The sequence below is a fragment of the Vibrio sp. JZG120 genome, assembly GCF_053890955.1.
Genome location: NZ_JBSRRK010000001.1, coordinates 1,093,703 through 1,115,849, shown reverse-complemented (window position 1 = coordinate 1,115,849; position 22,147 = coordinate 1,093,703). Strand labels below are relative to the sequence as shown.

Annotated in this window: 18 protein-coding genes; 10 read left to right on the top strand and 8 right to left on the bottom strand. The window is 43.4% G+C overall.

What is annotated here, in order from left to right:
• Positions 1-105: 105 nt before the first annotated feature.
• The 3 genes from ACWPOD_RS04750 to ACWPOD_RS04740 all read left to right on the top strand — a co-directional run bounded on the left by ACWPOD_RS04750 (position 106) and on the right by ACWPOD_RS04740 (position 4,484).
• A complete protein-coding gene (locus ACWPOD_RS04750; protein WP_258483273.1) occupies positions 106-1,278 on the top strand; it encodes an SIR2 family protein in 1,173 nt (390 codons plus the stop codon).
• A gap of 2 nt (positions 1,279-1,280) precedes the next feature.
• A complete protein-coding gene (locus ACWPOD_RS04745) occupies positions 1,281-3,116 on the top strand; it encodes an ATP-binding protein (RefSeq protein ID WP_456231602.1) in 1,836 nt (611 codons plus the stop codon).
• Between the two features lie 366 nt (positions 3,117-3,482).
• Positions 3,483-4,484 (top strand): alpha/beta hydrolase family protein, encoded by a 1,002-nt coding sequence (locus tag ACWPOD_RS04740; protein ID WP_238991499.1) that lies wholly within the window; start codon positions 3,483-3,485, stop codon positions 4,482-4,484.
• A 123-nt stretch (positions 4,485-4,607) separates the two neighbouring features.
• Here the strand turns inward: ACWPOD_RS04740 and ACWPOD_RS04735 are convergent, their stop codons facing one another.
• Entirely contained in the window at positions 4,608-5,414 is an 807-nt protein-coding gene (locus ACWPOD_RS04735) for a sulfite exporter TauE/SafE family protein (RefSeq protein WP_456231601.1), read from the bottom strand.
• 122 nt (positions 5,415-5,536) lie between these two features.
• On the opposite strand from ACWPOD_RS04735, the gene ACWPOD_RS04730 reads away from it, so the two are divergent.
• Entirely contained in the window at positions 5,537-6,331 is a 795-nt protein-coding gene (locus tag ACWPOD_RS04730; RefSeq protein WP_456231600.1) for an AraC family transcriptional regulator, read from the top strand.
• 274 nt (positions 6,332-6,605) lie between these two features.
• Here ACWPOD_RS04730 and yidZ read toward each other — a convergent pair whose 3' ends face one another.
• Together yidZ and ACWPOD_RS04720 are read right to left on the bottom strand one after the other, a co-directional pair.
• A complete protein-coding gene (gene yidZ / locus ACWPOD_RS04725; protein WP_085569282.1) occupies positions 6,606-7,562 on the bottom strand; it encodes an HTH-type transcriptional regulator YidZ in 957 nt (318 codons plus the stop codon).
• Positions 7,537-8,742, bottom strand: coding sequence for an MFS transporter (locus ACWPOD_RS04720; RefSeq protein WP_164665754.1), 1,206 nt, complete (start codon positions 8,740-8,742; stop codon positions 7,537-7,539). Before ACWPOD_RS04720 ends, yidZ begins: the two co-directional genes overlap by 26 nt.
• A 575-nt stretch (positions 8,743-9,317) precedes the next feature.
• Between ACWPOD_RS04720 and ACWPOD_RS04715 the strand changes: the two genes are divergently transcribed.
• Positions 9,318-10,568 carry a DEAD/DEAH box helicase gene (locus tag ACWPOD_RS04715; protein WP_456231599.1) on the top strand — a complete coding sequence of 417 codons (1,251 nt, stop codon included), beginning with the start codon at positions 9,318-9,320 and terminating at the stop codon, positions 10,566-10,568.
• Positions 10,569-10,718: 150 nt separating this feature from the next.
• Here ACWPOD_RS04715 and ACWPOD_RS04710 read toward each other — a convergent pair whose 3' ends face one another.
• Positions 10,719-11,132 carry a VF530 family protein gene (locus ACWPOD_RS04710; protein WP_005391068.1) on the bottom strand — a complete coding sequence of 138 codons (414 nt, stop codon included), beginning with the start codon at positions 11,130-11,132 and terminating at the stop codon, positions 10,719-10,721.
• Positions 11,133-11,619: 487 nt separating this feature from the next.
• Between ACWPOD_RS04710 and ACWPOD_RS04705 the strand changes: the two genes are divergently transcribed.
• The gene (locus ACWPOD_RS04705; protein ID WP_005391067.1) at positions 11,620-13,077 is read left to right on the top strand and encodes a DUF3360 domain-containing protein; all 1,458 of its coding nucleotides are present in this window, start codon (positions 11,620-11,622) and stop codon (positions 13,075-13,077) included.
• Between the two features lie 196 nt (positions 13,078-13,273).
• Here ACWPOD_RS04705 and trpB read toward each other — a convergent pair whose 3' ends face one another.
• The 4 genes from trpB to ACWPOD_RS04685 all read right to left on the bottom strand — a co-directional run bounded on the left by trpB (position 13,274) and on the right by ACWPOD_RS04685 (position 18,202).
• Positions 13,274-14,473, bottom strand: coding sequence for a tryptophan synthase subunit beta (gene trpB / locus ACWPOD_RS04700; RefSeq protein ID WP_456231667.1), 1,200 nt, complete (start codon positions 14,471-14,473; stop codon positions 13,274-13,276).
• A 425-nt stretch (positions 14,474-14,898) separates the two neighbouring features.
• Positions 14,899-17,145: a ribonuclease R gene (rnr, locus tag ACWPOD_RS04695; RefSeq protein WP_456231598.1), complete on the bottom strand. Its 2,247-nt coding sequence runs from the start codon at positions 17,143-17,145 to the stop codon at positions 14,899-14,901.
• Between the two features lie 288 nt (positions 17,146-17,433).
• Positions 17,434-17,646 carry a cold-shock protein gene (locus tag ACWPOD_RS04690; protein WP_005375644.1) on the bottom strand — a complete coding sequence of 71 codons (213 nt, stop codon included), beginning with the start codon at positions 17,644-17,646 and terminating at the stop codon, positions 17,434-17,436.
• 307 nt (positions 17,647-17,953) lie between these two features.
• Positions 17,954-18,202 carry a hypothetical protein gene (locus ACWPOD_RS04685; RefSeq protein WP_005375646.1) on the bottom strand — a complete coding sequence of 83 codons (249 nt, stop codon included), beginning with the start codon at positions 18,200-18,202 and terminating at the stop codon, positions 17,954-17,956.
• A gap of 287 nt (positions 18,203-18,489) precedes the next feature.
• Between ACWPOD_RS04685 and pcp the strand changes: the two genes are divergently transcribed.
• The 4 genes from pcp (at position 18,490) to ACWPOD_RS04665 (ending at position 22,102) form a co-directional block, all read left to right on the top strand.
• Complete coding sequence (gene pcp / locus ACWPOD_RS04680) at positions 18,490-19,128, top strand: pyroglutamyl-peptidase I (protein WP_085343607.1); 639 nt, start codon at positions 18,490-18,492, stop codon at positions 19,126-19,128.
• A gap of 197 nt (positions 19,129-19,325) precedes the next feature.
• Positions 19,326-19,589 carry a hypothetical protein gene (locus ACWPOD_RS04675; RefSeq protein ID WP_005391057.1) on the top strand — a complete coding sequence of 88 codons (264 nt, stop codon included), beginning with the start codon at positions 19,326-19,328 and terminating at the stop codon, positions 19,587-19,589.
• Positions 19,590-19,652: 63 nt separating this feature from the next.
• Positions 19,653-20,639 (top strand): CobW family GTP-binding protein, encoded by a 987-nt coding sequence (locus ACWPOD_RS04670; RefSeq protein ID WP_085343608.1) that lies wholly within the window; start codon positions 19,653-19,655, stop codon positions 20,637-20,639.
• A gap of 170 nt (positions 20,640-20,809) precedes the next feature.
• Positions 20,810-22,102, top strand: coding sequence for a DEAD/DEAH box helicase (locus ACWPOD_RS04665; RefSeq protein WP_005386186.1), 1,293 nt, complete (start codon positions 20,810-20,812; stop codon positions 22,100-22,102).
• The last annotated feature ends 45 nt before the right edge of the window (positions 22,103-22,147 follow it).

The following is a 22,147-nucleotide window of genomic DNA, read 5'->3' as shown; positions in this document are numbered from 1 at the left end:
GTATTTACAGTGGTTTACTTGGATTCTGGGTGGAGTCGCATTCTAGTATGGCGTCAAAAGGCTCTAGTTGCCCATTTGGCTACAACTCTATAAGAAGGAAAAGAAATGAGTGATTTGATTGATGATGAGTTGTTCTTGCAAATAGAAGAACACTTGAAGTGCAGTGAGCAGAGTTGGCTATTGGGTGCAGGGATAAGCTTCGATGCAAAACTACCGCTAATGTACCCTTTGACAAATAAAGTTAAAAAGGATCTAGAAGCTAGTCACAAAGAATTATATGACGATATCATCACTCCACTATTTCAAGAGTTGCCTGAACAATGCCATATAGAACATGTTCTGAGTCATCTTGGCGACTATTCTGCATTAGCTGAAAGAAACAAAAAGAAGATGACAGTCATTAGTGGCGGTATTGTTGAGCTAACTACACTAGAAGAAGTACATAATGCTATTCTTGAGTCTATTTCAAATGTGATCCGATGTGGCTATGTTGAAGACGGGGATGGAAATACAATTGAGGAGGGCTCATTGTCTAAACCAATTGTGGATATCAAAGCTCATTTAGAATTTATTGATACTCTGTTTAACCACGCATCTGCTGGTGTTCAAGAGCGAAGAAAAGCTGTAAATATTTTCACAACTAACTATGACACTCTTTTAGAAGATGCTCTAGCATTAAGCAAAGTATCTTATTGGGATGGGTTTGATGGTGGCGCTGTAGCCCATCGAGTTCAGAAGTATGGGGAACCAATTCCATCTAATGGACAACGTGCAAATTTAATTAAAATACATGGTTCAATAGATTGGTTTCTTTGTGACAAAGGGTATGTATGGAGAGTTAGGGATAATGACCTCTACCCAAAGGCAGAACGGCGAGTTCTAATTTACCCACAAGCTACAAAATACGTTGCTACTCAACAAGATCCGTTCTCTACGCAATTTGATTTGTTCAGAAAATCTCTGAATTCCCCCAATAGCAATGTTTTAGCAGTATGCGGCTATAGCTTTGGCGATGATCATATCAACAACGAAATTGAATTTGCTTTATCAAAAGAAGAAAACAAAACTGTATTACTCGCTTTCTTGGAGTGTAGGGATGAAATTCCTTCATGTTTAGAAAAGTGGCGAAGTGATAGTTTTGGTTCAAGAGTAATTATTGCATCTATACGCGGCCTGTATATTGGAAAAAAAGGCCCATTTAAAAGAAAAGATGAAGACGACTATTGGTGGACATTCAAAGGTGTAACATCAGTATTGAAGAATGGATGCGAGGTATAGTTATGTTTACACCAACTGATGAGCTGAAAATAGGCCAAGTTGTCGAGGTCTCAGGAACCAATATAAAAGTTGAAATTTCCAATAAGATATCCGAATTAACAAGAACTTTTAATGGTCGTGTTTACCCTATCGGCCAAATAGGTAGCATGGTTAAAATTCACTATGGTCGTAAAATAATTTTTGGCTTGGTGACAATGCTCAGAATGCGATCAGAAGAGTTAATTGAAGCAGGTATGCCTGTAACTGCTGATTCTGATCAACGAGTAATGGAAGTTCAGCTGTTAGCTGAAGGCAGTTGGAATAATACAAAATCAACTTTAGCCTTTAAGCGTGGTATTAAAACTTACCCTTTGCCCCAACAAGGAGTATTCCTACTAACCAACGAAGAAATTTCTTTTGTTTACCGTTCAGCTGAAGGTACAAGAGATGCGGAAGTGGATCCATTAGTTCCTTTTGCTGTTTACAGTGCATCTGAATCTACAGCCTGTCGAGCTAATATTAATAAAATGTTTGGTATGCATTGTGCGGTTCTTGGCTCTACAGGATCTGGAAAATCAGGTACCGTAGCTGCGATTATTCATAGCGTACTATTGCATAATAGTAATGAAAAAGAACTGTCTCCTCAGATAGTAGTCGTTGATCCTCACGGTGAGTATGGTTCAGCCTTTAAAGAGAGAGCTGTACAGTACCGCGCATATGACATCGCAGCAGGCGACGACGGTCAGGAAGAGATAAAGCTACCGTATTGGTTAATGTCTAGTGATGAGTTCACTAACCTAGTGATTGGTAAAACGGAAAGAAGCGCTACTAGCCAAAACAATGTAGTTCAAAAGGCACTTGCTCATGCAAGAATGGTTGCTGCTGGAATTGTCAAGCCTTGCCCAAGAGAGTTTGGTACAGAAGCCCTTAATCATTTAGAAAATTTTGACGATCCAGATTTGTGTGATGGCAAGGATACTTCCGATATTCTGGAATTCGACCGTGATAAACCTAGACCATTTTGCTTAGATGAGTTTGAAAGTCATGTTAGGTACATTCAGGGCGGTAGGATAAACCGTAACAACCATGAAAGCATGACCAATTCTGATTTAGCCAAGTCACCTGTACCCTCTGTTTTAGATAAACTAAAAGTTTTGAGAAGAGATACTCGACTTTCATTTATGATGAAGTGTTGGGTTGATAACGAAGAAGAAATAAAGCTGCATCAAGTTTTGAACCAATTCATTGGTGCCCCTAGTCAGGCAGGCAAAGATATTAGGATTATTGATATTTCAGGCTTGCCAAATGAAGTCGCAGGACCGCTTACCGCGCTAATTGCTAGGTTACTTTTTCAATATAAGGTATTCCAGACTCAACAAGAGAAAGAGAAGGATCCTATATTATTAGTGTGTGAAGAAGCTCATAGGTATGTTCCCGATCATGGTGAGGCTCAATACGCAGCCGCTCAAGGAGCAATAAGGCGTATAGCGAGAGAGGGGCGAAAATACGGAATAGGCTTGATGCTGGTAAGTCAGCGGCCAGCCGATGTAGACAGTACAGTTATTTCACAGTGTGGTACGTGGGTTGTTTTAAGACTTACAAATTCAGCCGATCAACAGCATGTCGCACGATTTTTACCAGATGGGTTGTCTGGAATGGTAGGTGCGTTACCGATTTTATCTCAGCAAGAAGCCATTTTTGTCGGTGAAGGAGCAGCCCTACCTTCTAGGGTCAGGGTAAGAGACCTAAAAGAAGACCAATTACCGAAATCAAATACGATACCATTTGCTCAGGGCTGGGCGAGTGATCGCCTAGACATAGATAAATTGAAAGAAATATCTGAGAGAATGTGTAACTAAAAGCGCTTTAATACAAATTATTGCACGCGGCAAAGTACTCACCGTACTCACCGTTTACTATTGAGTGCGGTGCTATGCATTGCGATAAAGTGCTCTGCTTAAGCTAAACTGGAAACTTCCTAGGCGATTTCCTATACCAAAAGTTATTCGTATCCTTCTAATTTAAGTAATTAATCTAACAAGGTTTTGTCCAAAAGCTTGCTGGCTCAGCTCAAAGCAAACACTCGCTTTGGGTTACTCGACTCCGAGTAACTTTATTGCTATGTTTCGCAAAATATATGGAGAATCTCCTGCGCGTTATTTTTCCAGATGCCGTGCAGAATAATGTGTTGACCGGCTGAGGGAAAAATGAAAACCAAAATAATAATGTCGTTTCTACTCACTTCATTGTGTGTCAGTGTCAGCGCCAGTACGAATGAGCCGAAATACCATTCTGCGCTAACAGTCAAAACGGTATTCAGTGAAGACAGAGACAAGCCTGTAGAAGTCTACTACTGGTATCCCACAACGAACGGAAAAACCAACTTCACGTTTGGTAGGGGTAACATTTTTAAATCAGTCGAAATGCAGTTAGATACTCCTTTAGCAAGTGGAAAATTTCCCGTTGTGCTTTTGTCGCAGGGCGGAACACGGTCAGCATTTTCCCATAGTGGTTGGATAGCTTCAGGCCTAGCGAAACAAGGTTATATCGTTGTTGTACCAAAGCCTCCTGCACCGAACGAAATCAATGCAGAAATGGCTGTTGATGAAATCACTTTCAGGACTAGTGATTTGGTGCTTGGGCTGAACGAATTAAGTTCGGTCGGGATACTGTCCGGAGGTGTAGATACTGATGAAGTGCAGGGTGTCGGCTTTTTTCTGGGTGGCACATCTATGCTGATGCTCTCCGGAGCGCAAATAAGCCCGGAAAAATATCGAACATCGTGTCACAACGCCACCAATGTAGACTGTCATTGGTTACGTGAAAATGACGTTGATATTACCAACATCCCGGATCAAAAATTCCCCCGATTTCAGTCTGAAAACAAACTGAAATCGGTCGTCGTTATCAACCCTGAGCTAACGAAAACTTTTGTCCCTGAAACTCTGGCCTTGATGAACAATGCTATCACCGTGGTGACGCTTTCTGAACGGCTACATCCCGCACTGACACCTGCCGAATCACTCGTTGCTCTTCCCAATGTGACATTTCAAGAGATCCCCAGTGCGAGTCAATTTAGTGCGTTCGCAGAATGTACTGAGCGTGGCATTAAAATTCTCGCATCAGAAGGGGAGGAAGCACTTTGCCAAGAGCGTGACGAGGTTTCCAGAAAGGATAATCACCAACAAATTTTGGATGTAATTCTGGCTAGCTTAACAAAGTCATAAGAATAGCAACAATGCGGCACTTTCTTACACATTGCCTGCTCGAGTAAGCAAAGCGAGGAGTAAGTTTTTCAGGCTTGTCCCCACACCATATTACAAGACCTACTAATGACGGTATTATTTGCTCTAATGGAGTACTTGTACCAGCATTTTAAAACTTAGAAGAACACACAAAATACCAACGATTTTCTTAAGAACTTTATTTGGAAAATACTCTGCGCAACGCACTCCGAGGCTAGTAGTTAAGTAGCTGCTAATGGAGAAGCTGATCATTGCAGGAAGGTATATGTATCCTAATACTAAGTTGTTCCAATCTGTATTTTCCCATCCGTTTAACATGTAACCGAGGCTTCCTGATAGCGCGATAGGCAAACCTATCGCAGCAGAGGTGCCAATAGCACGTTTTACCTCAAAATTTTGCTGGACAAGATAGGGGATGATCAACCCCGCACCGCTTATTGAGACAAGTGCTGATACAGAGCCAATCACCGAGCCTACAGTGATATTACCGATAGCCCCGTGTGGGTTAGGGTTGTACTTATTTTCAGTGTTGAGAAACATCTTATAAGCTACATACAACATGAATACGCTGAAAAAACCTGCCAGATAGATCCCCTGTAGATACGATGCTACGAATGTGGCGCAAAATGTTCCGACTAGAACTCCGCTCAACATTTTTACTACCATTGTCGAGTCTACATTCTCTTTTTTGTAGTGAGCGCGCATGCTGCCCAATGTTGTAATAATCATTGAAGCCATTGATGTCCCTAACGCAAGATGGACCACTTCTGTATCAGCTATTCCCTGTAGTGAAAACAGAAACGCAAAAATAGGGACGGCCATTCCACCACCACCCACACCAACGAGTCCAGCGAGAAAGCCAATGCCCAAGCCTGCTGTAATGTAATAGATAATAAAGATAGGTTCGTTCATGATGGTTCTGCCTTCGATAAAATGGTCGTTGCTAAAATGTTACTCGAACGCTAACTTGCTATGGTAACGTTAAGAGGACAGAAAATAATGAATAATGGCCAAAATGGAATTGAGTAAATAAAGTGACAAACTCTGATTACAGCGAATGGAAAAATGGCGCCGCACTGATCGCTAAGGAGTGGCAGCATGAAAGGAGCGACTTCAACCATTTGGATCAACGGCCACATAATTGGCACAGTCATCATCGAGGCCAGCTACTGTGTATAGATGAAGGGCTAATTCAGGTCAAAACCGATGAAGGAACGTGGATACTACCCCCTCACCGAGCTGGTTGGATCCCCCCGGGTGCGATGCACAGTGTTTATTTTTGTGGTTCTCTGAAAGGTCATTCATTACTGTTTACTCCAGAGAGTTGTGAGCGGTTTCCAATGAGACCTTGTGTGATCCAAATGAGCGATGTGTTGAAAGCCCTATCGGTTAGAGCATCGATATGGAGCAAAACAGACGATCTATCCATACAGTCTTTACGTATTCTTGCCGTAATATCCGATGAAATCGTCAATTGCCCTCATGAGTCACTCCACATCCCCCTGCCCAGAGATCCGAGACTGCAAAAAGTTACTCAAGCAATTTTAATAGATCCAAACAGCAAACATTCTGTGGAGCATTGGGCAAAGATCGGGGCAGTCTCATCTCGGACATTAAGACGATTGATTCGAAGTGAGTTAAACATGAGTTTTAGTGAATGGCGGCAACAAGCACTGCTAATACATTCGTTAGAAATGATGGCTCGCGGAGAGTCCGTAGGAGCGGTTGCACATGCTTTGGGTTATTCTACGCCCAGTAACTTTATCGCTATGTTTCGTCGGGTCTATGGTGATTCACCCACGCGTTACTTTTCGAGTCGTGGCATATAGTTGCCAAGAGCTTACCTAAATTAGGTTCGTTTTTATGTACTGAGGTTTTACATTCATTTACTCACCCAACATAAGCAAGTGCTTCTAGCTTCTTTCTGCCCAAATGAGCTGAAATCAATTTCGAAGTGGATAATAGATTTCAAGATTTCAAGATTTCAAGATTTTAAAATATTTAATCTAATGGAAGGCAAGACCACACTCCTACGGTTATTGACAACATAAAGGGGGGAGAATGTTCATTCCTTTGCTTTAAATGTACTTCAAAATTACCCGTTCAACTTGTGCCATACAGGCTCTTTATCGTCTCCCTCAACCACACGATTTTAGGGTTCTTGTTATTGCGTTTGTGCCAAATCATAGTAAATGGAATCAGTAGCTTGTGCTGATAATCTTCGGCAATGGGGATAGGCAACGCTATTAAGTTGGGGTGAAGCTGTTCGCAGTATCGCTGACAATACTTTGGTGCTGTGGTTAACATTTGATGGTCGGGCTTTTCTGCAACAAATAAAGCTTGCTCGAAACTCGCCATCGTTAGGCTAACGTTTCGAGTATATCCCTGTTCAGCCAAGATCTCATCCAATGCCCAACTGTCATTTTTCTCCCATGCTACATTGATGTGGGCATAGCTTAAGAAAGTATCCAAATTCCACTCTTGCTTGAGCGCAGGATGATCTTTGCGGACATACACCATAGGTAAATCCGAAAACAGCACTTCGAAATTAATAAAATACGGGAGCAGTTCTAACGACTCTTTGGAGCGAGGATGGCTTTCACGGCCAGTAAAACCAATGTCCACTTCACCGCTGGTAATGGCGTCTAACGAGTCGTAATCCCAGTTATGGAACTTTACCGTTGAGTCTGGATAAAAATCATGGATTCGTTTGGTCAGTTCATCCGCCATGATGAGTGACAATGGCGACTCTACTCCAAGATGAAATTTAACCCCGCTTGGCGCATCATCACCTCGGTGTGAAACAATCTGGTTACCGATCTGCATCCAGTCTGACAAAAGCACTTGCACGTTTGTCGCGAGATTTGTTGGCTTTAGACCTTGCGGCGTATTCACAAAAAGCGGGTCATCAAACCAAGCGCGCAATTTGCCTAAAGACTTACTCACGGTTGAGGGAGTTACATTAAGTTTTTTCGCCGTTTTAGTAACACTCTGCTCTTGCAGTAGCAATTGCAGAGTGAGCAGTAAATTAAGATCAAGTCGGGCAAGAGATTTCTTCATGAGGCTCACTAACGTTCTGATTTGGAAATAATAATATTATGGAGAGTCCAATAACGCTACTAGCAACCAACGCTATCATTAACATCATCACAGCCGACACACCTAACGTCGCCATCAACCAAATGTAAAGCGCAGACCAAGAAACCTGCCCTATGCCAAGCATAGAACTTGCCTGACCAGCTTTACGAGAAAACTGACTTAGCGCCTGACTCATCGCCACACCAAACCCCATAGGGAAACTCATGCTGAGCAGAGTGAACCCTACCATATAAAGTGTCGGACTATCGCTATTCAAGTGAGCCGCGAGAATAACGATAGCCGACAAAAAATTGGTCATTTGTGCAGCGAACATCAATGTGGTTTGTTTGAAGTAAGACAGAGCAAATGGGACTGAAAACGATGTTGCCATACCTACCATTGCGAGTAGTGCCATCGTGGTTGAGTAATCGCCTCGAGTAAAGCCAATCGAATCCATTATTATCATTGGTGACGTATTTACATAAGAGAGAATCGCTGTGACGCCTAAAGATGTATAAATAACGCGCGATATAAAAAAACGGTTATATAGTGATTCGTTCGAATCTTCACTCATATCTAAAAGTGTGCGCTTGGTTTTAGGCAAGGTTTCTTTTAAGACAAAGCAAGCAATTAAGCCTATCGCAATACCCATCATCGCCATGGCAGTGAATAACACGGGCCACGGAAACTTGATCATAATCAGATTGCCGATCACGGGGGCAAGTACCGGGATAGAACAGATAATTCCATTGAGCATCGATAGAACCTTAGCTCGCTTTGGGTCCCCTAAAGTGTCGCGCAAAATGGCGAAGGCCACTACGTAGCAACATGCGGCACCTACACCTTGAAAGAAGCGCATTATTAGGAAGCTATTACTGGTCTCAGCAGAGCCCGCGAACATTGATGCAAGGGTAAAAATCACTGCACCGCAAATGGCAACAGGTTTACGTCCAAAACAATCAGCAGCTCGCCCAACAAAAACCATAGTCGATGCTAGACCAGCAAGGTAAATAGAAAAAGCAATATGAAGCTGTGATTCGCTCGCAGACAGGTCAGTGGCGATTTGTGGTAAAGCAACCAAGTAGAGATCTATTGCCGTAGGATAAAGCAACACAAAGGCGAAGCTACATATCAGATATCGGGGTAAATTAATTTGTTCCATTACTACCTCGTGAAGGAATTGGGCTTACGAGGATGATATGCAACATTACTCATCTTGGCGCGTTACCTTTCTGACAACAGGTATTTCCATATACGACATCAGCAACGATTGTGGCTACAGCAGTTAAACTTGCCCTAAGAAGAACCTGGTATCGGGCGAAAGTAATCTATACAACCGAGTCCACAACATTAGCTAAATAGATAACGATGGACATTAGTGAGCTGGAGTTTTCTCAAGCTATATTAAGCTCTCAACACCGCAGGGCTAAATAGTGTGGTTAAGCCTTTGATTCGGATGTGGCCTGCCTTTGCAATCTCTTTCCCCAAAATACAATGTATTTTGCTTTACAGGAATCAGAAGGCCTGACTCTTTTTCCCTTTGTTCGTCGCGAACGCTACCACCGTGAGTCGTAGAGCCTTGGTTATCGAAACCATTAACTCATTTTAGTGAAAGGAAATTCCTGCTCCCTACAGTGCTTCTCTCACCAGTCTTCTGTTTGGCTCATTATCTCTAACATCCAGACGCGAAATAGCATAAGATACACGGCCTTTACTAGCACTGAGCCACTCATCGTAATGACAGATAAAACACAGCAAGCGACATTTGCCGATCTTGGCCTGATTCCAACCTTAGTCGAGCGACTAGAAGCGTTAGAATACAGCCAACCGACGCCCATTCAATCTCATACCATTCCTTATCTCCTTGAAGGGAAAGATATTGTTGGCGGTGCCAATACGGGCTCTGGTAAAACCGCTGCTTTTTCGCTTCCAATTCTGCAAAAAATTGTTCAGCAAGACGAATCAAATAATCGCCGTGGTAACTTCGTTTCTCACCTGATTTTAGTACCAACTCGTGAGTTGGCATCACAGGTGGCATACAACGTCAAATCTTACTCATACCATCTTAGAGATAAGATCAAAACGGTTGCCGTATTTGGTGGTGTGTCGGTGAACCCACAAATGCTGGCGCTTCGCGGTGGCTGTGACATTATCGTAGCTACGCCGGGTCGATTACTTGATCTGGTATCCAGTAACGCGATTAAGTTGGACCAAGTAAAAACGCTCGTGCTCGATGAAGCTGACCGTATGTTGAGCCTCGGATTTACCGAAGAACTCAATAAGATTCTTGCGTTACTGCCAGAGAAGAAACAGACGCTGCTATTTTCTGCTACTTTCCCTGATAAAGTCATGACGCTGGCTCAGCACTTGCTCCGTGACCCTGTTGAAGTTCAGTTGCAGAGCGCAGAAGCCAGCACTTTGGTGCAACGCGTGTTTAGTGTAAATAAAGGTGAGAAAACGGCGGTACTCGCGCACTTAATCAAACAGCATCAGTGGCGACAAACTTTGATTTTTGTGAATGCTAAGAATGCCTGTAACCATTTAGCTCAAAAACTGTCAAAACGCGGTATTACTGCTGAAGTTTTCCATGGTGATAAAGGGCAGGGCGCTCGTACTCGTGTCCTTGACGGTTTTAAGTCTGGCGAGATTCAAGTTCTTATTGCCACCGATATCGCAGCACGTGGCCTTGATATTGAAAAGCTGCCAGTGGTGATTAACTTCGATCTTCCGCGTAGTCCTGCTGACTATATGCATCGAATCGGTCGCAGTGGTCGTGCTGGTGAAGTGGGTCTAGGGCTATCCCTTATCGATTACGATGACTATCACCATTTCAAAGTGATAGAAAAGAAAAATAAGTTCCAACTTGAACGTGAGCAGGTAGAGGGCTTTGAAGTGGAAGACGATCAGAGTGAAGCCTACTTTTTACCGATGAAGCCGCGTGCAAAGCCAGCAGGTACAGGGAAAAAGAAGAAAAAGCGCAATCAATAGAAAACGTAAACTACATGTGAGTTTACTTATGGGAGGCGCTGGAGAAGGGGGCGCACTAGCTTGAGTATTCGCTTCTAGCCATTTCTTTAAAGAACAATTGAGCCTTGCTGGAGCTACCAGTAGGGCTCTATTGCTTTTCAAGGTTATGTACTATCGACGCGTCGGACGTCCACGAGGTGAGCGTTTTTTAAATGCGGATGCAGCTTTAGCTTGTGACTTGAGGATAGAGTCAACGGTTAGCGGCATTGGCTCTTTAGGTTCAAGACCATGAGGGAACGTACGAGCTCTCGGTGGTAAATCATATTCTTCTTCACTTGCGCGTGGCATGCGCTTAAAGCGATAAAGGTAAAAGTTTTCTAATTTTTCTCTCGCCCATTCGGTCTTCTTTAAATACTTCACACTACTTGCAATCGAAGGCTTAGTGTTAAAGCAATTAAAGCGCATTGCTGTATCTAGAATGTCCCAGCCATAAAAATCCACCAACTCTTGCAACATAGTTTCTAGCTTCAACCCGTGCAGTGGGTTGTTTCGTTGCAGTTCGATTCTTTCTTCGTCAGTCATCATTTTAGGGGCCTTACTCATCAAAGGGTGGAGTTTAGCAAAGTATACATTACAGAGATATCTATAGTTAGGCAGCGATGGTTTGGATTGCAACTCGATTTGATGTTGTTAGTGCGTACTTGCATGAGCCAAATTAACCAATTACCTGTGTGAATACGGATATGTTTTTTCTACCTTGAAAAGCACAGGTGGAGTTGCGACTGTTCCTCTTCTTGAATTGCTGTTCAAAAACTCTCACTAAAGATCAGCGTACTCTAATGTAATGTTAAATCTTTGTGTAATAAGTGAGATTTTTGTTGTTCTTTTACTAATGTCTAATATTCCTACCGATAGCAATACATGCTTAATAGGTTCAAATCAAAAATTAGCCATACCACTTTCTTGGTGTGGCCTCGATGTTTGATGTGGGTGTTGTCTCGTATTGGTCTGTATACCAAGCGAAACTCTAGTTGGCATAGTTCAACGTTGAAATATAACAAAGGATAGCTCAATGTCTGACTCAAGTAAGACCTTTTACAGGGATGTGCGCAAAAAACCGCATGAATTTGAAAGTCGTGAAGACTTTCTAAACCATGATTTAACCATCATGAGCTTTCGTCGTTGGGGTATTCATTTGCCATCACGTGATTACAGTATTGAAATCGAAGACTGGGTGCCTGCATTAGCCGCAACCATTGGTAAAGTGGTGATGGTCACCGCCATGGTTGCTGCCTTTGCTGCTCAGTTCGGTTTATCTCCGGAGTTCGTTGCAGAAAACGTGCGTTACGAATTGCTTATCGCGGGTGCTTTGTTCGTTATTTTGTTTTCTGCCATCCTAAACCCGAACGCAAACTTAGCCGGTACCCACGGCCCAATGATACCGCTGATTCCCATGATTGCTGCCGCAGGAGGGCATCCTCTGGCGCTTGGCTTGATGGTATGTGCTTTTGGCTTAATTCTCGCTTTGACTAAAGGCGGTTCTAAACTCATGACCTTGACTGGCATTGGGGTTCGAGGAGGGTTATTGATCTACCTAGGCGCTGTTGGGTTGCTCGGACAGATTAATAAGACTGAGGCGTGGGCTGCAAGTACAGACCAAGGTTACATTTCGTTTGTGGTCATTGGTCTAACGGTTATGGTTTATGCCTACCTAGCTAAGATCAACAAGCGTTGGTTGGCAATCCCACTGTGCTCTGCACTCGCGGGTATTGTTGCTTATTTGATGGGCGCTGAGTTTGCTTTTACCACAGAACCGGGCTTGCCTAATTTCAGTCCATTCTACTGGTGGGGTGAAGATACAGGCTGGCAACTAGGTTGGCCAACCTTAGAGCACTTTATTGCCGTGACTCCATTTGCGCTACTGGCAGTCGCTATGTGGTCCCCTGATTATCTCGGCCATCGTGTGTTCCAAGAACTTAACTACCCAAAAGAAGCGAAAGGCGTACTCATGGATGTCGACGACACGATGGTCGGAGCGTCTGTTCGTCAGGGGGTTGGCTCACTCTTAGGTGGCGGTAACTTAGCTTCTTCTTGGGGGACGTACATGATTCCAGCCGCAATTGCTAAACGTCCTATTCCAGGTGGCGCACTGTTAACGGGTTTCATGTGTATTGCCGCGGCGGTAATTGGTTACCCTATGGATCTAGCGATGTGGGAGCCTGTTCTGCGTGTTGCTTTGATTGTCGGTGTATTCTTACCACTTCTTGAAGCGGGTATGCAGATGATCCACAAGCATAAAGATTCACTCAGTGCAGGTATCTGTATTTTTGCCTGTGCATTCGTTAATCCAGTCTTTGGCTGGGCAATCACGATGCTACTGGATAACCTTGGACTTATCGGCGACCATGAGCGTGCTAACGAACTCTCGCGAAAAGATAAATACCTGATTCCTGGCACTGCATTTATCGTTTGTGCAGGTTCGCTTGCTGTCGTTGGTCAGCTTCCGGGTATTCCTGCTTTGATCGGTTAATCGAATTATGTTCTAAAGGACTAGTTGGAGTGGTAAGTAAGAGGGCTTTCTCAAGCTATGACTATTTCTCAAAAGTAAAAGGTTTGAACTGTGTAGTTAAGCCTTTAAAGCGCATGTAGGGAAAGTAAGGCGCAAACAAAAAGCTACCTAGTAATAGGTAGCTTTTTGTATAGACAGTTAGCCTACCAAACAGGGACTAAACAATTGATTCAATGCCATATTTTGCGCCGTAGTGTTCAACGACAAAATCAATGTCTTTGTCACCGCGACCGGATAAGTTGATCAGAATTGAGCCAGTTTCTCCTTGCTTCGCGAGTTTAATCGCGTAAGCGACAGCGTGTGAGGATTCAATCGCTGGAATAATCCCCTCTTCGCGAGACAGTTCAAAGAATGCATCAATCGCTTCGTCATCACTGATTGAGCCGTAATTGACACGGCCAATGTCTTTTAAGTAACTATGCTGAGGCCCAACCGATGGGTAATCTAAGCCACTTGCTACAGAGTACACTTCTTGAGGTTCGCCTTGCTCATCTTTAAGCATGTAAGACTTAAATCCGTGCATAATACCTGGCTCACCGAGTGTGAGTGTTGCAGCATGCTCGCCAACCTTTTTCAAAGAGCGGCCCGCGGGCTCGACGCCGTGAATGGCGACTTGTTCATCGTCTAAGAAAGCAGTAAATAGCCCCATCGCATTAGATCCACCCCCAACACATGCAACGAGATTATTGGGTAGCTTACCTGTCATTTCTTTGAATTGAACTCGTGCTTCGTTACCGATAATTGATTGGAAATCTCGTACCATTTTAGGGAATGGATGAGGGCCAACGACAGAGCCTATCGCATAAAGTTGTGTGTCAGGATCTTTTAGGTAGGCTTCGAAGGCAGAATCAACCGCTTCTTTGAGAGTTTTGCGCCCGTGAGTAGCAGGGATGACATTGGCACCAAGGATTCTCATACGGACGACATTCGGGTGCTCTTTGGCAATATCAACTTCACCCATGTAAATATCGCACTTTAAGCCGACCAGTGCGGCGGCTGTCGCAAGCGCGACCCCATGTTGCCCTGCGCCAGTTTCAGCAATCAGTTTCTTCTTACCCATCTTTTTAGCGAGAATGGCTTCTCCTAAGCAGTGGTTAATTTTATGTGCGCCTGTATGGTTTAAGTCCTCGCGCTTTAGGTAGATGTCTGCTCCGTATTTCTTAGACAAGTTTTCTGCATGGAAGATTGGGCTAGGTCGTCCAACAAAGTGCTTATACAGGCGAGCAAGTTCCGCTTTAAATACAGGATCTTTGCTGCATTCCTCATAAGCTGCGTTGATGTCACGCATGATTTGTTCAAGCTCCGGCGGCACGAAGCTACCACCGTATTCACCAAAGTATCCTTCTTCATTGGGCATGGTGAGATCAAACGAGTTTTTCATTATTTACATCCTAGTTAACGAAAGTATTGATACTTTTATACCCAAAATTTGGAAGAGGTTGTGTGATCAGTTGCTTAAATCAGAATTCGCGATCTAGTGAACTAGTTAAAAAGTACAATTTGTGTGGTTGATAACGGGTTGGATACAAAATAAGGAGGGATTTAAGAGGCGCAAAAAAGCCCCGAGAGATCCTAGGCTGTCATAAGAACCTCTCGAGGCAAACAGAGTGCTGGAAATACACTCTGCGATGGTGTCTGGAAACAAAAGTTAGATTCGTTTCCTTTGCCAGATATTAGGGTTTTAGAATGAGCTGATGTCAGCGAAATGTCACAAGTTAATCGCGGTATCTAAAGCTTATTTTTTATTTTTGAACAATGGGTTAGAAAATAGACTACAACAGACTAACCTACCGTGTGTTCTGCATCTTTTAAATTGAACATGATCTTTCTTTGTTTCGAATCGACGTCTTTAACCAACACGTGCACTTTAGTCCCTAAAGTAAACGTGGTGCTCTGGCTAGAAATTTTTTGTTTGACTGCATCAAATTCGAACTCACCATTTTGGAAACTTGATAAAGGAATGAGACCTTCGATTCGGTTTTCCTCCAACTCAACAAATACTCCGAAGTGTGTGACTCCAGACACTGTCCCCATGAAATGTTGCCCGATAAATGGCTTCATGTAATGACATTTCAGTGCTGACTCAACCTCTCGGCTCACTTCATCTGCCTGACGAGATTGATGCGAACAGTGCACACTCAGTTGCTCGATTACTTTTGTATCGTAAGGGTAGTTGTTCGCAGCACCTGTCAATTGACGAACAGGTTTTAGTTTCATGAGCAGACTGCGTAACTTGCCTGTTTTTTGCTTTCGAAGTTTAGCGCGAATGGCGCGGTGAACGAGTAAATCTGGGTAACGACGAATTGGCGAAGTAAAGTGTGCGTATGCGTCATAGGCTAAACCGAAGTGACCCATATTCTTCGGCGAATACTCGGCTTGACTCTGAGAACGTAGCAGTAGGGTACGAATCACATCACACTCATCTAAATCTCGTACTTGTTCCAGTAATGCGTTGTAGTCATGAGAAGTTGGTTTATCACCACCCGCAAGCGTTAGCCCTTTGTCTGCAAGCATCATTCTTAATGAAGACAGTTTTTTCATCTGAGGACCAGAGTGCACGCGGTATAAGCTCGGTATTTTTTGTTGCTGCAAAAATTGAGCGGTGGCAACGTTGGCACACAGCATGAATTCTTCGATCATTCGGTGGGCATCATTTCGAACTACAGGAACGATGGACGCGATTTTCTTTTTATTGTTTAACGTGAATGAAAGCTCTTGCGTGTCAAAATCAATGGCACCACGGACTTGACGTTGACCAGATAGGTTCAAATACAAGCGATGGAGATTCACCAGATGCTGTTTAATGTTTTGTTTTGGGTTCTTACCTTGGTATTTTTTTGCTTCCGCTGATTGGGAAACAATGCGGTAAGCTTCGTTATAAGTTAAACGAGCATGCGAGTGAATGATCCCTTCAGAAAACTCTGAATCTAGCATGTTACCTTCGTCGTCAAAGGTCATCTCACATACCATAACCAATCGGTCTTCATTCGGGTTAAGCGAGCACAAACCGTTAGATAATGTTTCTGGTAGCATTGGTACAACGTATCCGGGGAAGTAAACGGACGTCGCACGAGATTGCGCCTCAAGATCTAAATGGTCGTTTGGCTGAACGTAGTGAGATACGTCTGCAATCGCGACGAATAACTTCCAATGCCCATTGTCCATTTGGTATGCATAAACGGCATCATCAAAGTCTTTCGCGTCGTCCCCATCGATAGTGACGAACGGTAAATCTCGATAATCCACTCGGGACGTTTTGTCTTTTTCTTCTACGTGATTGCCAAATGCGGAGGCGGCGTGAAGAACTTCATCATCCCAATGATCATTGATGCCATGTCGACGTAACGCCAATTTAACTTCAATCCCTGCTTCTCCCGGACGCCCTAATACTTCAGCCACTTCAACCGTTGTTGATTGTCTGTGATCTGGATAGGCAGTGACTTTACAATGAACGAGTTTACCGGCACTTTTGGTGATAAGATCATTTGGTGTGACCTGAATGGTTTGAGTCAGTTTCGCGCTTTCTGGCACTAGATAGAAGTTCGAACCTTTTCTCTTTAACAAGCCCACGATGTGGGTTGTTTTTCGTTCCACTATTTTGATGAAACGATGATTTGAGCGTCCTTGATGCTGAGCATTGCCTTTCAGAACCAGTACGATATCGCCATCAAACACATGAGTAAGTTGGTGTTTAGGTAAGAAAAGGTCTTTTTCATTACTGTCGTAAGTGACAAAACCAAAGCCGTCTGCGTGAATGCTGACCTTTCCAGAAACCAAAGCGGTTTGATCGACTTTTTTATAACCACGGCGATGCGTGAAAATCAACTGGCCATCGCGCTCCATAGCGCGTAAACGTTTTTTTAAAGCGTCTTTTTGTGGTTTCTCATCTAAGCCAGTAGAGCGAGAAATTTGCTCGTGACTTAAGTGATTTTTAACTTTATCGAAGAGGCTAAGGATAACGTCTCGGCTAGGGATAATGTGCTCGTAATTATTAGAATTTATTGATTGTGCGGATATATTTAATTTCATTTTTTTCTCTTATATTCGCCAATCGCTTTTATTTTATAAACTTTATTTATATGAGCAAAGCATGAGGCGAAGTGATTCAGATATGAATCAGATTAATTTAATTCCAAACTGGAATTGCAAGGTAGGTAGTGTGATTACCTAAAGATGTATACCAAAGTGACTTTATTGAAAGTGATTAATGACGGTGTGGGAGAGGTAAGTGATTTGGGTATATAAACTTAGATAGAGAATAGTAAGGGCGGCAATAAGTGGATGGTGGCACCAACAACGTTGATGCCACACAAAGAATTACAGTGCAGTTACTTCAGCAGCTTGTAAACCTTTGTTACCTTGTTCAACAACGAACGATACTTTTTGGCCTTCAGTAAGAGTTTTGAAGCCTTCAGAAACAATAGAACGGAAGTGAACGAATACGTCATCACCGCCATTGTCTTGAGAAATAAAACCAAAACCTTTAGTTTCGTTGAACCATTTTACTGAACCAGTTAATTTATTAGACATAGATACCTCTATATTTGATTGTTTTAAATATTGAATTTTTAGCTAATATCAAGTGCTACTATATGATTTTAGAGATAACTATTTTGTCGCAGGAACGTAAACGAGGAATTCGATGTGGAACTGAGAGAAACTTTGATCTTTAATTACATTAATAGCTCTTTCCGTAAGAGCTGATGTGCAGTATACCGACAAAATTAATAAAGGCTAGCCTTTTCTTTTTTTATTTTTTAAGTACACCAAGCGCATTGCATTCAAAGCATACGCTTGGTGTATAAGACGTCATGGTGTTATAGATGGTGCGGAGCGCTTAGTGTTTTCTGGTTGGGCCGTTACGAACGATGTCTTTACCATTGTCATATACGTGCTGCGAAACCCAGCGGCCAAGGAGCAATTGGTGCTTTTCTCCTAATACGGCAACAAATGGACGGCCATCGGTATTAGAGGTGGCTAGCGCAACGCCAGTGACACCTTCAAGACCCAGAGCGCCGCTTTCTACTAAATGCAGAAATGCCTCTAACTCTTCAATCGTTTCGATTACATGGTTATCAATATTCATTGTATTCAATCTCTTCGAATTGCATTGCGGTCGCGTACTCTACCTAAGTTAAGCGTGGAAACCAAGTTTCTGCGTGAGTCATGTAATGAGAGAGCCTTGTCCTGCCATTAATTATCAATGGTTAGTCTCGATAGTCCGGAACTTGTCTAGATTCAATAAAGTGAAAACCCTCGCTGGTTAGACATGAGTCACATAATGTTGTCTGGCTTATGTCAACAATACTTTTGTTATTGGATGGGGTGAAGGGGAGTGCAATAATTTGTGAAACTCTTTTCCTAAAGGCTGTTATGAAGAAAGTCCTGATTACCGGTTTTGAACCTTTTGGTGGTGACGCCATTAACCCCGCCTTAGAAGCGGTCAAGCGATTAGAGGCTGCGGCAATAGAAGATGCCATGATCGTTACTTGCCCAGTTCCTGTGATTCGGTATGAGTCAGTGAATACCGTTATTGATGCAATAGAAGCGCACCAACCAGATTGTGTGATTACCGTTGGGCAAGCGGCTGGACGTGGCGCGATCACCCCAGAGCGTGTCGCAATTAATGTGGATGATTTTCGTATTCCAGATAACGCTGGTCATCAGCCGATTGATGATCCCGTAGTGGCTGACGGCCCAGATGCTTACTTCTCGACGCTGCCGATAAAGCGTATTGTTCAAACGCTGCAAAAGCAGGGGATACCTAGCCAGATTTCCAACAGTGCCGGAACATTTGTATGTAACCACCTTTTTTATGGCATCCAACATTATCTAAAAGACAAACCTATTCGTCATGGGTTTGTTCATATCCCATTATTGCCAGAACAAGCAGCAGATGGCAGTCAGCCTTCCATGTCTCTGGAGATGATAGTCGAAGGGCTAAGGCTGGTGGCTCAAGTTTGTATTGCCAATGAAAACGACATATTGGTCAGCGGCGGGTCGATTTGCTAGTAAGTGTTTTACAGTCCACTAAGTGTATGAAAGCTAGTAATAAGTTCATCGTTTGATGTTGTAATAAATGTTAGCTTTGTCAAATTTCACAAGTAGCGAAAGGAGTAGCATTGAATAGTCAGGTTGGATGTTGTTCAAACTGGCACTCCCCTAATACAGGAGGTGTTAGGGGCTACCCTTACGAAAGGCGAGTTATCATGAAAAGCAACAAAAGTAAGTCTATCGCACTTATCTCTGTCGTTGTTTTCGCATTGGCTATCGCTGCGCTTAAATTCGAAAACACGCTCGGAGTTCTTCCCATCGTAGTCGCTATTATCGCGTTTTTTACCTGCGTCATTTACACCAGTATGTATCTTTCTGATATGAAGCGTTCAGAGTTGATAAGTCACTCTGATCACTCTCAAAAAATGTGTACCCACGCATCACGCAATGAGCTTGATGAGCGCGATAAAAAGCGTTGAAGCGAGTCACATTCTCCGTATACTTTGCTGGAGCATTAATGCACTAACGTGTCGGAGATAAGCATGTCAAATCGAGTACCAACCAACATACTGACCGGATTTTTGGGTGTCGGTAAAACGACCACGATTTTAAATCTACTGAAGAACAAACCGGAAAACGAAAACTGGGCGGTTTTGGTCAATGAATTTGGTGAGATTGGCATCGATGGTGCATTGATGACAGACCAAGGTGCGCTGATTAAAGAAGTGCCGGGTGGCTGTATGTGTTGCACGGCGGGCGTGCCAATGTCGGTCGGTATTACCGCGTTACTGCGCCAAAAACCGGACCGTTTATTGATTGAGCCGACAGGCCTTGGTCATCCAAAACAGGTTATTGCGACGCTTACCTCAGAACAGTATGAACCTTACGTTGATCTAAAAGCGACGATCGCTCTGGTTGATCCGCGTAACTTAAGTGATGAAAAGTACCTTTCTAACCAAAATTTCGTGGACCAGTTAGACAGCGCAGACGTGGTTATAGGCAGTAAGGTTGACCTTTGTACCAGTCACGACATTGATGTGTTTAATGACTGGGTGACGGACCAATCTCCCTCAAAAGTATTCAGTAAGCTTATTCATGACGGTGAGTTACCGATAGAAATCTTGGATATCGAACGGGTTTACGGCAGCGCTTCTTCCCATATCGAGTCACACCATCATGACCATGCTCACCAAGAGCCTCAATTCCAGTTGCCGCCAGGTGAAACCTTTGTGCGTAAAGAGAACAAAGGGCAAGGGTATTTTAGCTGCGGGTGGTTGTTTGGGGCAGAGTACACGTTTGATTTTGATAAACTTTTCTCAATGCTTTCGGACTTAACGGCGGAACGCGTTAAAGCGGTGGTCAACACGGATCAGGGGTGCTACGCGTTTAATGTTGCCAACCGAGTCGTGTCGGTGAATGAAATCAGCTTAGAAGGGTTTGAATCACGATTAGAAGTGATAGATTCTCAGCTGTTGCCATGGGATGAACTTGAGCAAATTCTCCTTCAGCTGTCTGGCATTAAGCGTTAAATCGAACAAATATTAAACGGAAACGGTGAGCCTGCAATCTGTCTGCGTTCGCCGTTTTTGCTTTTGTAGCGTTTCAATGAGAAAAGTGAGATAAATCACTCAAATTCGGGTATAGTGCACGGCTAAATTTTTAAAGCTATTTTTAGTGGTTTGTTTAAGGAATACGCTCAATGTCATTTTCATCTCAAGGTTTTGCGCCAGAAGTGGTTAAAGCACTGGCAGAATGCGGTTATGAAAAGTTAACGCCAATTCAACAGAAGGCGATTCCAATGGCTCGCAAAGGCCATGATATTTTCGCTACAGCACAAACAGGTACTGGTAAAACGGCTGCGTTTTCTCTGCCTATGATTCAGCAGTTGTTAGACAGTAACCGTAGCGCTTCTCGTAAGACTGCTCGTGCACTTATCTTGGCTCCAACTCGCGAGCTTGCTGAACAAATTGCTGACAACATCAAAGCTTATACGAAGTACACCAATCTGTCGGTGGCGGCGATTTTCGGTGGCCGTAAAATGTCTTCTCAGGTTGCGGCACTGGAAAATGGTGTTGATATCCTTGTGGCTACACCTGGTCGATTGGAAGAACACATCGAACAAGGTAATGTCTCGGTGGCACACTTAGAGTTTTTGGTGTTTGATGAAGCAGACCGTATCTTGGATATGGGTTTTATTCATGCAGTTCGTAAGATCATGCTGGATGTGGATACAGATCCGCAAATCATGATGTTTTCGGCAACGACTTCAAGCCAGCTAAATCTGTTAGCGAAAGACATTCTGCGTAAACCAAAACGTATCGAAGTAGAGCGTGCAAATACTACGGCACAAACAGTTGCTCACGTGCTATATCCAGTTGATCAAGAGCGAAAAACGGAACTGCTTTCAGAGCTAATTGGTCGCAAAAACTGGAAACAAGTGTTGGTATTTGTGAACTATAAAGAGACCGCAAACGAAGTGGTAAAAGAGCTGAAACTTGATGGTATCAAAGCGGTGGTTTGTCATGGTGACCGTGCTCAAAGTGCTCGTCGTCGTGCGCTAGAAGAGTTTAAGTCCGGTAAAGCACGTGTCATGGTGGCTACCGATGTCGCTGCTCGAGGTCTAGATATTGAAGACTTACCTCACGTTGTGAACTATGACATGCCTTTCCTAGCGGAAGATTACGTTCACCGAATTGGTCGTACGGGCCGTGCAGGTAAACAAGGTCATGCTGTTTCATTTGTAAACCGAGATGAAGAGCTCACGGTGGTTCAGGTTGAAAATCTAATCCAGCAACGCATTCGCCGTATTGAGCTTGCAGGCTATGAACCAAAACAGCGTGAATCTTACATTGAAAAGCTGCACTCAAAACCAGCATTCAAGAATCGTCAAGGTCGTCGTAATAATCCGAACCAGTCAGCAACAGACCAAGGGTCGGCAGAGCGTCGTCTTGCTATGGTGAAGCGCCTGAAAGCGCGTCGTGGCGCAAAGTAAATTACATCAGTTTGTGATGAAAAGAGCCCCTCAATTGAGGGGCTC